14 protein-coding genes and 1 pseudogene are annotated in these 14,737 nt (G+C 67.6%); 4 read left to right on the top strand and 11 right to left on the bottom strand.

The window, feature by feature from the left end; genetic code table 11:
- From L995_RS25625 to L995_RS25605, 5 genes and pseudogenes are all read right to left on the bottom strand, one after another.
- A pseudogene (locus L995_RS25625) lies at positions 1 to 1,929 on the bottom strand (translocation/assembly module TamB domain-containing protein); the annotation flags it as partial.
- Positions 1,930 to 1,946: 17 nt separating this feature from the next.
- The gene (locus L995_RS25620; RefSeq protein WP_374725853.1) at positions 1,947 to 3,869 is read right to left on the bottom strand and encodes an autotransporter assembly complex protein TamA; all 1,923 of its coding nucleotides are present in this window, start codon (positions 3,867 to 3,869) and stop codon (positions 1,947 to 1,949) included.
- 4 nt (positions 3,870 to 3,873) lie between these two features.
- The gene (locus L995_RS25615) at positions 3,874 to 5,061 is read right to left on the bottom strand and encodes a vWA domain-containing protein (protein WP_016453729.1); all 1,188 of its coding nucleotides are present in this window, start codon (positions 5,059 to 5,061) and stop codon (positions 3,874 to 3,876) included.
- 31 nt (positions 5,062 to 5,092) lie between these two features.
- Positions 5,093 to 5,827, bottom strand: a complete 735-nt coding sequence (locus tag L995_RS25610; RefSeq protein WP_047474128.1) for a GNAT family N-acetyltransferase — start codon at positions 5,825 to 5,827, stop codon at positions 5,093 to 5,095.
- A gap of 8 nt (positions 5,828 to 5,835) precedes the next feature.
- Positions 5,836 to 6,690 carry an AAA family ATPase gene (locus L995_RS25605; RefSeq protein ID WP_016450128.1) on the bottom strand — a complete coding sequence of 285 codons (855 nt, stop codon included), beginning with the start codon at positions 6,688 to 6,690 and terminating at the stop codon, positions 5,836 to 5,838.
- A gap of 116 nt (positions 6,691 to 6,806) precedes the next feature.
- Between L995_RS25605 and L995_RS25600 the strand changes: the two genes are divergently transcribed.
- The gene (locus L995_RS25600) at positions 6,807 to 7,481 is read left to right on the top strand and encodes a c-type cytochrome (RefSeq protein WP_012203590.1); all 675 of its coding nucleotides are present in this window, start codon (positions 6,807 to 6,809) and stop codon (positions 7,479 to 7,481) included.
- Between the two features lie 70 nt (positions 7,482 to 7,551).
- Here L995_RS25600 and L995_RS25595 read toward each other — a convergent pair whose 3' ends face one another.
- Complete coding sequence (locus L995_RS25595) at positions 7,552 to 8,010, bottom strand: DUF1841 family protein (protein WP_012203591.1); 459 nt, start codon at positions 8,008 to 8,010, stop codon at positions 7,552 to 7,554.
- Between the two features lie 78 nt (positions 8,011 to 8,088).
- Positions 8,089 to 8,688 (bottom strand): short chain dehydrogenase, encoded by a 600-nt coding sequence (locus L995_RS25590; protein ID WP_047474127.1) that lies wholly within the window; start codon positions 8,686 to 8,688, stop codon positions 8,089 to 8,091.
- 106 nt (positions 8,689 to 8,794) lie between these two features.
- Between L995_RS25590 and L995_RS25585 the strand changes: the two genes are divergently transcribed.
- Positions 8,795 to 9,685: a LysR family transcriptional regulator gene (locus L995_RS25585; RefSeq protein WP_012203593.1), complete on the top strand. Its 891-nt coding sequence runs from the start codon at positions 8,795 to 8,797 to the stop codon at positions 9,683 to 9,685.
- A gap of 10 nt (positions 9,686 to 9,695) precedes the next feature.
- On the opposite strand, the gene kefC is transcribed toward L995_RS25585, so the two are convergent.
- Positions 9,696 to 11,579: a glutathione-regulated potassium-efflux system protein KefC gene (gene kefC, locus L995_RS25580; protein ID WP_047474125.1), complete on the bottom strand. Its 1,884-nt coding sequence runs from the start codon at positions 11,577 to 11,579 to the stop codon at positions 9,696 to 9,698.
- Between the two features lie 296 nt (positions 11,580 to 11,875).
- Here kefC and L995_RS25575 point away from each other — a divergent pair, with 296 nt between their 5' ends.
- Positions 11,876 to 12,505 carry a LysE family transporter gene (locus tag L995_RS25575; RefSeq protein ID WP_012203595.1) on the top strand — a complete coding sequence of 210 codons (630 nt, stop codon included), beginning with the start codon at positions 11,876 to 11,878 and terminating at the stop codon, positions 12,503 to 12,505.
- A gap of 59 nt (positions 12,506 to 12,564) precedes the next feature.
- The gene (locus L995_RS25570) at positions 12,565 to 13,029 is read left to right on the top strand and encodes a MaoC family dehydratase (protein ID WP_017406698.1); all 465 of its coding nucleotides are present in this window, start codon (positions 12,565 to 12,567) and stop codon (positions 13,027 to 13,029) included.
- A 154-nt stretch (positions 13,030 to 13,183) separates the two neighbouring features.
- Here L995_RS25570 and L995_RS25565 read toward each other — a convergent pair whose 3' ends face one another.
- From L995_RS25565 to L995_RS25555, 3 genes are all read right to left on the bottom strand, one after another.
- Positions 13,184 to 13,489, bottom strand: a complete 306-nt coding sequence (locus L995_RS25565; RefSeq protein WP_016453737.1) for a DUF4148 domain-containing protein — start codon at positions 13,487 to 13,489, stop codon at positions 13,184 to 13,186.
- A gap of 183 nt (positions 13,490 to 13,672) precedes the next feature.
- Positions 13,673 to 14,170: a tRNA (uridine(34)/cytosine(34)/5-carboxymethylaminomethyluridine(34)-2'-O)-methyltransferase TrmL gene (trmL, locus tag L995_RS25560; protein WP_047474123.1), complete on the bottom strand. Its 498-nt coding sequence runs from the start codon at positions 14,168 to 14,170 to the stop codon at positions 13,673 to 13,675.
- A 52-nt stretch (positions 14,171 to 14,222) separates the two neighbouring features.
- A partial coding sequence (locus L995_RS25555; protein WP_047474122.1) for a phosphoribosyltransferase family protein occupies positions 14,223 to 14,737 on the bottom strand: 515 nt, incomplete at its 5' end.

The raw sequence follows: 14,737 nt of genomic DNA, 5'->3' as shown, positions 1-14,737 counted from the left end.
GGGGTCGCCCACGGCGGCCTTCATGCGCTTTTGCAGTGCGCCCCATCCGCCGCGCCAGCTGGCGTCCAGCTGGGCCTGGCCTTCGATCAGGGCGCCGGCCAGCGGGTCCTTCATGCCGGGCAGCTTGCGCAGCCACTGTGTGAGGGAGGTGAGTGACGACAGCTTGAGCTGGCTGCTGCCCTGGCCTGCGGCAGGGCTGATGTGGCCGTCCAGCGAGAGTTCGGCGCCGGGCAGCTGGGCCTTCAGCACGGTCTGCAGTTTTTGCTGTTCGGTGTCGAACTGCAGGCTGCGGCTGCGCACCGAGGCCTGCAGCGCATCAAGCTGCAGGTTCTCCAGCGACAGCACGGGCTGGGCCCAGCGGCCTTTGGTGGCGAGTTTTTCTATGCGCAGGGGCTGGCGCTTGGCGCTTGCGGGCGCTGCTGCGGCCTGGATGTCCACGCTGAAGTCCACCTGCTGCTCGGCCGTGGTGCTGGCGCGCAGCTCGCCCTGCAGCGGCGCTGCTTCCAGGAGGCTGTAGAGCGCGGCGGGGTCCAGGCGCTGGACCTTGGCCTGGCCTTCGAAGACCTTGGTGCCGGGCTCGAAGCGGCCCTGGGCGTCGATGCTGCCCGAGCCTATGGCGATCTGCGCCTGCTCCAGCAGCCACTGCTGGCCGTCATAGCGCACTGCGGCCTCGATCTGGTCCAGCGGCAGGCGCTGGCGGTCCCAGGGGCCGGGCATGGCGTTGTTCAGGCGTGTCGTCAGCTGCCAGGCGGTGGTGGCGATGGCCGAGCCTGGTGCCTGGTCCGATGGCTGTTCCGTGGCGGGTGCCTGGGCTGTATCAGCTGCCTTGCCATCCGGCCCGGCCTGCAATTCGCCGCTGATGCGGGTGCGCGGTCCCTGGGGCCAGAAGGCGGCGATGTCGATCTGGCTGAGCTGGGCGCGAGCGGTCTGCAGCGGCTGGGGCTGCCAGGGCCGGATGCTGGCCTCGATGTCCGCGTGCATGGGTTCGGACACGGGGGCGGCTTCCTTGCGCTCCCTGGCCTTGCCGTTCTTGCCATCGGCCCTGGCGGATTTCTGTACGGCGGAAGGGGCAGGCGTTTCCTCGGGCACCGTCCCGGGCTTGGCATCAACCTGGAGCTTGATGCCCAGTTGCGCAGCGGCGGTGGCCAGGGTGCCGTCGATCCGGGCCTTTGCCTGCACGGCCAGCGGTGCAGGTTTGGGGGCCTTGGCCGTGGAGGCCTCGTCGTCCGAAGCCAGGGCAGGCGCCTGCAGGTCGCCCTGCAGCTCGGCCTGGATGGCCATGGGCGCGCGGGCCTGCAGGCGCAGCCTGGCCTGGTAGCTGCCATCGGCCCATTGCAGGTCGCGCACGTCCAGCTGGTGCTCGCTGCCGTCGTAGGCGTAGTGGCCTTGCAGGCCCAGTACCTCGGCCTGGGGCGGGCCTTGCCAGACGATGCGCTCCACATGGAAGGGCACGTCGATCTTCACGGGCAGCACGAGCTGCTGCAGCGGCTCGACGGGTTTCTTGTCCTCGGGGTCGGGCGTGCTGGCAATGTTCAGCTCGGCGATGCGCACATCGCCCAGGCGCACGGTGCGCGACAGCAGGGGACGCAATTGCCAGCCGATGGTGGCGTCGCGCAGCTCCACCTTCATGGTGGGGCTTTGCCATTGCAGCCAGCCGATGCGCCCGCCCTGGCGCACGGTGCCGGTGACTTCCTTGGCCTGCAGGCTCTGGCCTGCGGGCAGCCAGCCGGCCACGCGCTGCAGGGTGTAGGCCAGCGAATCGGCACGGCCGCTCCACCACCAGGCGGAACCCAGCAGGGCGGCCAGCAGCAGGACCAGGACCAGGAAGAACCAGAGCAGGTAGCGCAGCCAGCGGCGGCGGGGCGCAGGCGACGGAGGGGACGCCTGGGGGTTTTGGTCTGGCGCGGCGGAGGAGGCAGGGGTATTCAAGCGGGAATCCACCATGGTCAGAAGTTGAAGCCCAGGCGTAGGTGCAGGCGCAGCTGCTTTTCCTGGGCGCCCCAGGCGATGTCGGCCTGCACGGGGCCCACGGGGCTGCGCCAGCGCAGGCCGGTGCCCACGCCCACGCGCATGTACATGGAGTCGGGCGCATCGCCCACGGTGCCGGCGTCCAGGAAGACGGCGTGCTCCCAGTCCTGTGTGTTGCCCTTGATGACGATGGGCCGCTGCCACTCGATGCTGCCCACGGCCATGTAGCGCCCGCCGATGACCTTGCCGCTGTCGGTGCGCGCACCGATGCTCTGGTACCCGTAGCCGCGCACGGTGTTGTCGCCGCCGGTGATGAACAGCTGGGTGACGGGCAGGTCGGCATCCTTGCGGGCCAGCAGGGCGCCGCCGGAGGCGCGCAGCGCCAGGCGGCTGCGGCGCTTGGTCTCGGGATCGACCTCGCCGATGGGAATCAGGCTGAGCCAGCGGCCCGAGACGCGGCCGAACGGTGTGCGCTGGGGCGTGAGCGTGGTGCCTGCGCCGACTTCCCAGGCAAAGCCGAAGCCCGAGGAGGGCGCCAGCGTGCTGTCGAAGTAGCGGCCCGTCCAGCCGTAGTTGGCGGTGACCGACGAGCTGGACGGGGGCGCGCCCTCGCCCTGGGTCTTGGCGTAGTCGTACTGCAGGTAGTAGTTGCGGTCGATGTGGTCTTCGGACTTGGTGCGGCCGGCGCGCAGCTGCAGGCTGTTGACATCGAAGTCGCCCGAGGGCGCGCGCTCGGCCTTGGCCGTGGTGAACCAGCGCCACAGGGTTTCATCGGGCAGGGCGGTCCACTGCGTGGAGATCAGCGGGTTCTTGCGGTCGAAGCGCATGCGCGTGACGGCACGCCAGCCCAGCCAGGGCAGGCGGTTGTGGATGTGGTCCACGCTCAGGCGCGGGCCGGTGTCGGTGCTCATGCCCACGCCGAAGACCCATTTCTGCATCTGGGCCTCGCGCACCTGGGCGATGACGGGCGTGGTGACCTGGGCGCCCTTGCGCTTGATGGCTTCCTCGTCCTCGGCGGCGCTGTCTCCCTGCTGGGGCACGTTGGCCAGCGTGAGGAAGACGGAGTCGTAGTAGCCGCTGCTGGCCAGGCGCAACTGGGCATCGACCAGGGCGGTCTGGTCGTATTCCTCGCCCTCGGGCAGGCGTGCGATGCGGGCCGTGCCCACGGGGTCGTAGCGCTGGGCGCCTTCGATGCGCAGCGGGCCGAAGGTGTAGGCCGGGCCGGGCGCATAGGCCACGCTGACGTCGGCCTCGTGCGTGTCGGCGTCGACGTCGGCCAGGCTGGAGTCGATGCGCGCCAGCGGGTAGCGGCGCGACTGCAGCGTGCGCAGGCCCTGGCTCTTGGCCTGGCTCCAGCTGGCCTGGCTGAAGCGCTGGCCGGGCTGCAGCGGCCATTGGCTTTCGATGGTGGCGCGCTGCGAGGCGCCTTCGGGATCGTCGGCGTTGACGCCTGCAAAACGCACCTGGCTGCGCGCAATGGTGGCGGGCTCGCCAGGGTCCACCTTGACGGTGACCTCCAGCGGGGCCTCGTCGGATTCGGGCGTTTCCTTGATCTCCACCGTGACCGTGGGGCTGAAGTAGCCCAGCGTGCCGATCAGGTCGCGCACGTTGGCGTCGGTGGCGCCCAGCAGCCGCGTCAGCTCGCGCCGCTGCAGGTCGCTCTGGTAGCGGTAGCGGCGCAGTTCGAGGTGCTTTTCCAGCAGCTCGCGCACTTCCTTGGGCGCATCGACGACAAGGGAGAAGGCCGGGTCGCCGGTCGCTGCAATCAGCGATGGGTCCGTGTCTTTGTCATCATTCTTGGACGGCAGGAGGCTGCAGCCGCCGAGCATCAGGGCTGCACTCAACAGAAACAAAAACGCCGGCCCTCGGGCCGGCGCTGTCGCGGGGGGGAGCTTGGGCATCGGCCTATTTTGACAGCAGGCGCATGGCGTCTTCCAGACCTTTGAGTGTCAAAGGGTACATGCGGTTGCCCGTGAGCTGCTGGATGATGCTGATGCTCTGGCGGTACTGCCAGACGCCGGGCGGCTCGGGGTTGATCCAGGCAAAGCGCGGGAAGGCATGCGTCAGGCGCTGCAGCCATTCGGCGCCGGGCTCCTCGTTCATGTACTCCACGCTGCCGCCGGGCTGCAGGATCTCGTAGGGGCTCATGGTGGCGTCGCCCACGAAGATCAGCTTGTAGTCCTTGTTGTACTTGCGGATGATGTCCCAGGTCGGAAACTTCTCGGCGAAGCGGCGGCGGTTGTTCTTCCACATGAAGTCGTAGACGCAGTTGTGGAAGTAGTAGAACTCCAGGTGCTTGAACTCGCTCTTGACGGCGGAGAACAGCTCCTCCACGCGCTGCACGTGCTCGTCCATGGTGCCGCCCACGTCCATGAGCAGCAGCACCTTCACGTTGTTGTGGCGCTCCGGGATCATCTTGATGTCCAGGTAGCCCGCGTTGGCGGCCGTGCTGCGGATGGTGTCGGGCAGGTCCAGCTCCAGGTCGCTGCCTTCGCGTGCGAACTTGCGCAGCCGGCGCAGCGCCACCTTGATGTTGCGCGTGCCCAGCTCCTGCGTGTCGTCGTAGTCGCGGTAGGCACGCTGCTCCCAGACCTTGACGGCGCTCTTGTTGCGGCCCGGCCCGCCGATGCGCACGCCGGCCGGGTTGTAGCCGCCGTGGCCGAAGGGGCTGGTGCCGCCCGTGCCTATCCACTTGTTGCCGCCTTCGTGGCGCTCCTTTTGCTCCTCCAGGCGCTTTTTGAGCGTGTCCATCAGCTCGTCCCAGCCCATGGCTTCGATGGCGGCCTTCTGCTCGGGCGAGAGTTCGCGCTCCAGCAGCTTCTTCAGCCAGTCCTGGGGAATCTCGCGCGTGAGGTCGGCCACCATCTCCACGCCCTTGAAGTAGGCAGCGAAGGCGCGGTCGTACTTGTCGTAGTGCTTCTCGTCCTTGACCAGCACGGTGCGGCCCAGGTGGTAGAAGTCGTCCAGGCTCCAGGCGTCCTCGCTCCTGGGGCCGACCACGCCGGCCTGCAGCGCCTCCAGCAGGGTCAGGAACTCCTTGACCGAGACGGGCAGCTTGGCCGCGCGCATGGTGTAGAAGAAGTCGATCAGCATGGCATCTCCCGAGGGCCCGGCGTACGCGCCCTCATGTGCGCGCCACGGCGGTGCTGCCGTCCGAATGGCGCTGCAACTGGTCCAGCAACTGGGCGCGCGACTCGGGCCATTCGCCGCTGCGCAGGCTGTACATCACGGTGTCGCGGATGGTGCCGTCACGGCGCAGCGCGTGGCCGCGGATCACGCCGTCCTTCCTGGCACCCAGGCGCTCGATGGCGCGCTGGCTGGCGAAGTTGAAGCAGTCCGTGCGCCAGCCCACCACATGGCAGGCCAGCGTGTCGAAGGCATGGCCCATGAGCATGAGCTTGGCCGAGGTGTTGACATGGGTGCGCTGCACGCTGCGCGCGTACCAGGTGTAGCCGATCTCCACGCGGCGCACCTCGGGCAGGATGTCGTGGTAGCTGCTGGTGCCCAGCACGCGGCCGCTGTCGTCGTCGAGCACGGCAAACGCGAAGCGCTTGCCCTGGCTGCGCTGCTCCAGCGCGGCCTCGATATAGGTGCGCACGTCGTCGGGCTCGGGCGCGGAGGTCACGCGGATGCGCCACAGTTGGCCGTCCTGCACGGCCTCGCGCAGGCCCGCTTCATGGCTGAGCGCCAGGGGCTCGAGCCGCACGCCGTTGAAGCGCATGACCACGGGCTGCACGAAGCCCTGGTGCGCCACGGCGCCAGCCACGGGGATGGTGGTGACCTGGCCGGTGATGGCCGGCACGCGCGATTCTGCGCCGGCGTGGTCGGGGCCTTCGGTGTCGGGCTTGGAATCCGGCATGGCTGGCCTCAGCGGTTGCGCTGGTTCATGAAGACCAGCTTCTCGAACAGGCTCACGTCCTGCTCGTTCTTGAGCAGGGCGCCCACCAGCGGCGGCACGGAGACCTTGCCCTCGGCGGTCTGCAGCGATTCCACGGGAATGTCCTCGGCCACCAGCAGCTTGAGCCAGTCGATCAGCTCGCTGGTGGAGGGCTTCTTCTTGAGGCCGGGCAGGTTGCGCACGTCGTAGAACACCTTCATCGCGGCGGCCAGCAGCTCGCCCTGCAGCTTGGGGAAGTGCACGGCCACGATCTGGCGCATGGTGTCGGCGTCGGGGAACTTGATGTAGTGGAAGAAGCAGCGGCGCAGGAAGGCGTCGGGCAGCTCCTTTTCGTTGTTGGAGGTGATGAACACCAGCGGCCGGTGCTTGGCGCGGATCATCTCGCGCGTCTCGTAGCAGTAGAACTCCATGCGGTCGATCTCGCGCAGCAGGTCGTTCGGGAATTCGATGTCGGCCTTGTCGATCTCGTCGATCAGCAGGGCCACGGGCCGGTCTGCCGTGAAGGCCTGCCACAGCACGCCCTTGACGATGTAGTTGTGGATGTCCTTGACGCGCTCGCCGCCGTCGATGTCGGACAGTTGCGAGTCGCGCAGGCGGCTGACGGCGTCGTATTCATACAGGCCCTGCTGGGCCTTGGTGGTGGACTTGATGTGCCACTGCAGCAGCGGCATGTCCAGCGCGGCGGCCACTTCCTCGGCCAGCATGGTCTTGCCCGTGCCGGGCTCTCCCTTGACCAGCAGCGGGCGCTGCAAGGTGGCTGCGGCATTCACCGCGAGCATCAAATCCTGGGTGGCGACGTAGTTCTCGGAACCTTGAAATTTCATGGGCGGTATCAGCGTAAGTATTGATGGGGACGCTTGACGGTGACTGCCATAATCGGTCGCGCTACCCGCTCAGCAGTAGGCATCCGTCAGAACTCTTGAAGGATTGTGCGCGCAAAATGATAAAAACTTTGACCACGGTATTGGCGCTGACTGTCGCATCTGTGACCCCTGTGGCACAGGCCCAGCAAAGCAAAGGTGACGCAAAGGCAGGGGAGGGGAAGATCGCCATGTGCATTGGCTGCCATGGCATCCAGGGCTACCAGGCCAGCTTCCCCGAGGTGTACAAGGTCCCCAAGATTTCAGGACAGGGCGCACCCTACATCGTGGCCGCGCTGCAGGCCTACCAGAAGGGCGAACGCAAGCACCCCACCATGCGCGGCATCGCCGATCCGCTGACCGAGCAGGACATGGCCGACGTGGCCGCCTACTACGCCGAGCATGGCGTGGCCAAGGCCGCCGACGCCAAGGTCCGCGAGCCCAGCACCCAGGTTGCCGCGCTGCTGCAAAAAGGGGCCTGTGTCTCCTGCCACGGCCAGGGTTTTTCCAAACCCATCGACCCCAGCTACCCGAAGGTGGCGGGCCAGTATGCGGACTATCTGTACTCTGCCCTCAAGTCCTACAAGACCGAAGGCAACCCCCATATCGGCCGCAGCAACGGCGTGATGGCCGGCATTGCCAAGCAGTTCACCAACAGCGAACTCAAGGCGCTGGCCAACTACATCGGCAGCCTCGATGGCGAGCTGCAGACCCTGCCCCAGCCCCATTTCCGCCTCGGCCAGAAATCGCAGTAGGTCGCGCCTTTCCTCCAAAGCAAAAGCCCGCAATTGCGGGCTTTTGCTTGAGGGCAATGAAGGGCCGGAACTATGCGCCGCCCGTGGCCTTGGCGCCGTCGCTGGTGGCGCGGCGCTGCACGGCGGCAATGTAGGCCTCGCCATCCGGTGGGCGGCCCGAGCGCTGGCTTTCCCAGAGCATCTGCCCCAGGCATTCCATGGTGGCGTGGTGGGCGTCGTGCAGCGAGTCCAGGCGGCGGCTGAGCAGCTCCACGGCCTGGCGTATGCCGCGCGGCTGGTCGATGCTGCACTGCTCGCTGATGGACAGGTGCATGGACAGGTGCAAAAACGGATTGGTCACGCCGGGCGTGGCGTCGTAGTCGCGCAGCAGGGCGGCGTCCACGTCGGCGAGGTCATCGAAATACTCGGGATGCTCGGCAATCCAGAGGCTGGCCAGCGTCTCTATGGCCTCCATCGGCGCGCCGTTCAGCATCTTGGTGCGCACGCCGCAGAAAAAGCGCCGCACATCGGCTTGGGTGGGGTTGAACATGGTGGCGTGCAGCGTAGCACGCAGCCCTTTTGGGCGGGAACGCAAGGACTTTGCCGAGGGCCCGCCGCAAGACAGGGATCAGAGCACTTCGAAGACCCTGCCGGTCTGGGCTCCTTCCACGCTGCGCTGGTAGGCCAGGGCCACGCGCGCGGCGGGCACGGTCTCGAAACCGGGGAAGACCGAGCCATAGGCCTGGGCCGATTCGGTCAGCAGGGTGGGGCTCACGGCATTGATGCGCAGGCCGCGCTGCAGTTCGACCGCAGCGCCGGTGACGAAGCCGTGGAGGGCGGCATTCACCGTCGATGCATTGGCGCCGTGGCGGATGGGCTCGGTGGCGGCGACGCCGCTGGTCAGCGTGATGGAGCCGCCGTCGCGCAGCCAGCGCTGGCCCAGCAGGGCTAGCCGCACCTGGCCCAGCAGCTTGTCCTGCAGACCGGAGTTGAACTGCTCGGCCGTCATCTCGGACAGCGGGCCGAAATGTAGCTTGCCGGCCGTGCTGACGATGGCGTCCACCTCGCCGGCGGCTTCGAACATTTTCTGCAGCGTCTCGGGCTGCGTGAAGTCGGCGCGCAGGTCGCCGCTGTTGCGGCCCACGGTGACGATCTCATGGCGCGGGGCCAGCAGGGCGTGGACAGCGCGGCCAATGGTGCCGGTGGCACCGATGAGCAGGATCTTCATGCGGTTTTCTTTCGGAAGGAGTGAACAGGCCTCCAGTGTTTTGCAAATCGCTCATGCCATAAAGTAGCGAAATCTTTTTGTACTACTAAGCATTGGTTAGCAATCCATGGACAAGCTGCGCAATATGGAGGTCTTCATGGCCGTGGTCGAGGACGGCAGCTTTGCCCAGGCCGCGCGGCGCCTGGATATCTCGGCCGTGATGGTGGGCAAGCATGTGCAGCAACTGGAAGCCCACCTGGGCGCGCGCCTGCTGCAGCGCACCACGCGGCGCCACAGCCTGACCGAGGTGGGTCGCAGCTTCTACGAGGACAGCCGCCAGGTCTTCGAGCAGTTGCGCTGGGCCGAGTCTGCCGTGGAGCGCAGCCGCAGCGCACCCCAGGGCCTGCTGCGCATCAGCGCGCCGACCACGCTGGGCAACCATGTGATCGCGCCGCTGGTGGCCGACTACCAGCTGGCCAATCCGCTGGTGCGCGTGGACCTGCAACTGAGCGACAGCATGGCCGACCTGGTGGGCGAGAACATCGACGTGGCCGTGCGCATCGGCCCCGTGGGCGGCGAAGGCCTGGTGGCGCGGCCGCTGCAGCCCTATCGCATGGTGATTGCGGCGGCGCCCTCGTACCTGCGGCGGCGCGGGCATCCGCGTGGCGTGGACGATCTGGCGCGCCATGACTGCCTGAGCTACGCGGTCTGGCAGCGCCGCTCGGAATGGATTCTGCGCGGCGACGGCTCGGGTTCGGTGCAGTGGCCCGAAGACGCCCGCCTGCGCTGCAACAGCGGCGATGGATTGCGCCATGCGGCGCTGCGCGGCCTGGGCCTGATCCTGCAGCCCGAGGTGCTGCTGGCCGCCGACATGGCCGCGGGCCGGCTGGTGCCCGTGCTGCAGGACTGCGTGCCACTGCCGCGCCCGGTGCACCTGGTCTATCTGCCGGACCGCCGCCAGCTGCCCAAGCTGGCGCAGTTCGTGGACCACATGGTGCGGGCGCTGGGCGCGGCCTGAGGCCCGGTTTTCAGGGGCCGGGCGGCGGCGGGGCTTCCTGCGGCGCCTGGTCCTTCTCCTGCTGCGCCTGGGCCTCCTGCCGCTCCTTGGCCATCTGCTCGACCAGCTGCTGGCGGCCCTGCTTGGCCACGGCAATGAGCTGGGCCTGGTCCTTGTGGTGGGGGTACATGCGCTCGATCAGCTCCAGGTTGTGCTCCCGAAAGCGCGTGGTGGTGCGCTTGGCCTCGGCAGGGCTGTGGCCGGCGAGTTCCAGCACGGTGCGCGCCGAGACCAGGCTGGACTCGAAGACTTCGCGCTCGACATGGTGCACGCCCAGGTCGCGCAACTGGTACCAGTGGGCCATGTCGCGCGCGCGGGCCACGATCTCCAGGTGCGGAAAGCGCTTGCGCACGCGGGCGGCGATCTTCAGCGATTGCTCGGAAGAGTCCACCGCGATGACCAGCACCCGCGCCTTGTCCGCGCCGGCAATGCGCAGCAGGTCCATGCGCGTGGCATCGCCGAAGAACACGCGGTATCCGAAGGTGTGGGCCACTTCCAGCATCTCCACGCTGTGGTCGAGGATGGTGGCCGGCACGCCCTGGGTCAGCAGCACGCGTGCCACGATCTGGCCGTAGCGGCCAAAGCCCGCAATGATGATTTGCGCGTCCTGCGGCTCCGATATTTCATGGGGCCTGGCAGACTGGCCCGCGCCGTCGACCTGGCAATCCTTCATGTCGGCAAAGCGCTTGAGCAGCAGCTTGTCCATCAGCACCAGCACCAGCGGGCCGATCAGCATGGACAGGGCCACGGCGGCCACCAGCATGGACGAGATGCTGTGGTGGAACACCTTGTACTGCGCCGCCGTCTGGAACACCACGAAGGCGAACTCCCCGCCCTGGGCCAGCAGCAGGGCGAACACCGGGCGCTCGCGCCAGGGCAGCTTCAGCACGCGGGCCAGGGTGTAGAGCACGGCGCCCTTGAGCGCCAGAAAGCCCAGCACCATGGCGGCCATTGCCCAGGGCGCGCGCAGCAGCACGCCGAAGTCGATGCTCATGCCCACGGCCATGAAGAACAGGCCCAGCAGCAGGCCCTTGAAGGGCTCGATGTTGGTCTCCAGCTCGCTGCGGTACTCGCTGTCGGCCAGCAGCACGCCGGCCAGGAAGGCGCCCAGCGCCATGGACAGGCCCACCTGCACCATCAGCATGGCAATGCCCACCACCAGCAGCAGCGAGGTGGCCGTGAAGATCTCGGGCGTGCGGCTGCGGGCGATCCAGCGCAGCAGGGGGCGCAGCAGCAGGCGGCCGCCCACCACCACGGCGGCGATGGTGCCCACGGTCTTGAGCACCTGCAGCCACAGGTGGCTGTCTGTGTGCGTGGCATTGGCGGCCTTGACCGCGCCCAGGATGGGGATCAGCGCCAGGATGGGAATGGCGGCCACGTCCTGGAACAGCAGGATGGAAAAGCCGGCCTGGCCGCTGGGCGTGCGCATGAGGTTGCGCTCGGCCATGACCTGCAGGCAGATGGCCGTGGACGACAGGGCCAGGCCCATGCCCGCGATCAGGCTCACCCGCCAGGAAAAGCCGAAGGCCCAGGCCGCCAGGAACAGCACGCCCGTGCAGGCCAGCATCTGCGCCAGCCCCCATCCCAGGATGGGCCGGCGCAGCTCCCACAGGCGGCTGGGCTGCAGCTCCAGCCCGATCACGAAGAGCATCAGCACCACGCCGAACTCGGCGAAATGAAAAATGTCATCCACATTGCTGACAAGCGACATTCCCCAGGGGCCCATGGCAATGCCGGCACCCAGGTAGCCAATGATGGCGCCCAGGCCCAGGGCACGCGCAATGGGCACGGCCAGCACGGCGGCGGTGAGATAGAGAAAGCCGTAGGTCAGCCAGATGGGGGCGCTGTGTTCCATGGAAGCTCGGGATCTTGGAGTTGGTGTTTACCCTGGGGTGATTGATTGTGTCACTCTCACAGCCGGGTCAGCTTTTTGACAGGGTTGAAAATGCCCCCACGCTCCCTTTGCTGCGCTAGGTCCGCTGCCCCTGGCCGGGCGCCCCCCGAGGGGGCCGTTTTCATCTTGGGGCGGCCCGGCGATGAAAAACGCCACCGAATGCTTCACTGCCCCATCCGGCTTTGCCGCGGCAGTGCGCCAGATCGGCTGCACGGTTTTAAGATGCCGGCCTGCTCCGTATTTTTAAGGTGTTTGGCATGGATTGGCACACTTGGATCGCCTACTTTGTGGCCTGCTGGATCATTGCGGTCTCCCCGGGCTCGGGCGCCGTGCTGTCCATGAGCCATGGCCTGTCGTATGGCGTGCGCAAGAGCAGCGCCACCATCTTCGGGCTGCAGCTGGGGCTGCTGACCATCTTGCTGATCGCCGGCGCGGGCGTGGGCTCGCTGCTGCTGGCCTCCGAATGGGCGTTCAACGCCGTGAAGATCGTCGGCGCCTGCTACCTGATCTACCTGGGCATCAGCCAATGGCGCTCGGGTGCCGCACCCCTGGCCACCCAGGAATCCATGCCCGAGCTCAGCGTGCGCCGCCGCGTGCTCACGGGCTTCCTGACCAACGCCACCAACCCCAAGGGCATCATCTTCATGGTGGCCGTGCTGCCCCAGTTCATGACCACCAGCCGCCCGCTGTGGCTGCAGTTGCTGATCCTGGCCGCCACCATGCTGGCCGTGGACACCATGGTCATGCACGGCTATGCGGCCAGCGCCAGCGCGCTGCGCGGCTTCATGCGCAGCGCGCGTGCCGTGCGCAGCCAGAACCGGGTCTTCGGCGCGCTGCTGATGGCCGTGGGCACGGGGCTGTTCTTCGTGCAGCGCGCCTCGCGCTAACCCTAGGCTGTCGCGCGCCCGACATGGAGCGCGCGGCACCGGCCCCTACCATTTGGGGCATGAAAACCTTCCATTCCTATTCCGAAGTGCGTGCCTGCGTGGGGCAGGAAGTCGCCGTCAGCGACTGGATCACCATCACCCAGCAGCAGGTGCAGCTGTTCGCCGATGCCACGGGCGACCAGCAGTGGATCCATGTGGACCCCGAGCGCGCGTCCAAGGGCCCCTTCGGCGCGCCGATCGCGCATGGCTTTCTGACGCTGTCGCTGATCCCCCAGTTTTTCCAGAGCTGCTTTCACATCGAAGGCGCGCAAATGGGCGTGAACTACGGCCTCAACCGCGTGCGCTTCACCTCGCCCGTGCCCGTGGGCAGCCGCCTGCGCGCGCGCCTGACGCTGCAGGCCGCCGAGCCCATCGAGCCCGGCGGCCTGCAGATGACCTGGCTGGTGACCGTGGAGCGCGAAGGCGCCGACAAGCCCGCCTGCGTGGCCGAGTCCGTGGCCCGCAACTACGGTGCCAAGGCCTGAATGAAAACTGACCCCCACGCTACCCTTGCTGCGCAAGGCCCGCTGCCCCCCCAAGGGGGCGCTTTTCATCTTGGGGCGGCCCGGCGATGAAAAAAGCCCGCAGGGGGTACCTGCGGGCTGGCTGCGTGGTGGCAGCGGTTGCGGGGTCTGGGGCTCAGGCGCCGAAGTTCAGCTGGCCCGAACGCTCGGCAGCGGCGGCCTCGCGGCGCACTTCCTCGCGGCTCACGCCAGCGGTGGCGGTGTTCTGGATGGGCAGGTAGCCTTCGGCGACGGAGGGCATGGTGCCATTGGCCTGGGCGGCCTTCAGGTCGGCCATGACCTGGGCACGTGTCAGCGTGCTTTGGGTCTTCACTTCGGGCGGGTAGCTGCTGTTGTCGGCGTAGTCGAAGCCGGCGGCCTGGGCGGCGAAGGCGGAAACGGTGAGGGCGGCCAGGACGGCAAAACGGCGGGTGTTCTTCATGATTCAAGTCCTTTGTTTTGTTTCTGGGACAGGGCGTTCCTTGCGGAAATCGCTTGGTAACGTAGAGCCCATGACTCAAATGTAGGATGGTGTGGAATCGGGATAAACCCTTGGATTGGCAATGCGCTTTTTCAGCGGTTGAAACAATCGGCGGGGAACTTTCCGCCGACCCAGGCCGGTCGCTCAGGCCGCGCCCGTCGCGCCCTCGGCCAGTGCGGCGCCGGCAAACTGCTGCTGGCGCCAGGCTTCAAACACCGTCACGGCCACGGCGTTGGACAGGTTCAGGCTGCGCTGCTGCGGCAGCATGGGCAGGCGCAGGCGCTGCTGCGGCGGGAACTGCTCGCGCAGCTCGGCGGGCAGGCCCTTGCTTTCGGAGCCGAACACCAGCCAGTCGCCGGGCTGGAAGCCGATGGCGTGGGCGGGGCTGCTGCTGTGCGTGGTCATGGCGAACATGCGCTGGCGGTCCGGCCGGCAGTCCTGCAGGAAGGCCTGCCAGTCGGCATGGCGGCGCACGGGAGCGTACTCGTGGTAGTCGAGGCCGGCGCGGCGCATCAGGCGGTCTTCCATGGAAAAGCCCAGCGGCTCGATCAGGTGCAGGCTGCAGCCTGTGTTGGCGGCCAGACGGATCACATTGCCGGTATTGGGCGGGATCTCCGGCGCGACGAGAACGATATGGAACATGGCCCGTATTGTCTCGCGGTGGCAGATGCCCCCGGGCCCCGGTCCCCTGCGGTCAGGGCGTGCGCGCCAGCACCAGGGCGCTGACCTCGGCCGCGCCTGCGCGGCGCAGGCAGGTGGCCAGCGCATGCAGGCTGGCGCCCGTGGTCATCACATCGTCGATCAACAGGATCTTGCGGCCGCGCACGTGGGCCAGCTGCGCAGGTGGCACGGCAAAGACCGTGCGCAGCTGGCGCAGGCGCAGGGCGCGCGGCAGGTCATGCTGGGCCTGTGCCGTGTGGGCGCGCTGCACAGCCTGGTGCCGCAGCTTGCCCCGGGTGGATGCGTTGCAGAGCGCGCGGGCCAGCACCAGGGTCTGGTGAAAGCCGCGCTCTCGCAGGCGCTGCGGCGACAGCGGCATGGGCAGCAGCAGGTCGCATTGCTGCAGTTGCTCGCGCGCCTGAGGCAACTCCAGCAGCAGATCGGCCAGGCTGCGTGCCAGGCCGGTGTCTCCCCGGAACTTGAAGTCGCCGATCACCGTGTGCCACGGGTAGGCATAGTCCAGCGCGGCCAGGCAGTGTGTCAACGCGG

The organism is Delftia sp. ZNC0008, from assembly GCF_000799035.1.
Taxonomy (GTDB): domain Bacteria; phylum Pseudomonadota; class Gammaproteobacteria; order Burkholderiales; family Burkholderiaceae_C; genus Comamonas; species Comamonas tsuruhatensis.
This window is presented reverse-complemented; position numbering and strand designations above follow the sequence as displayed.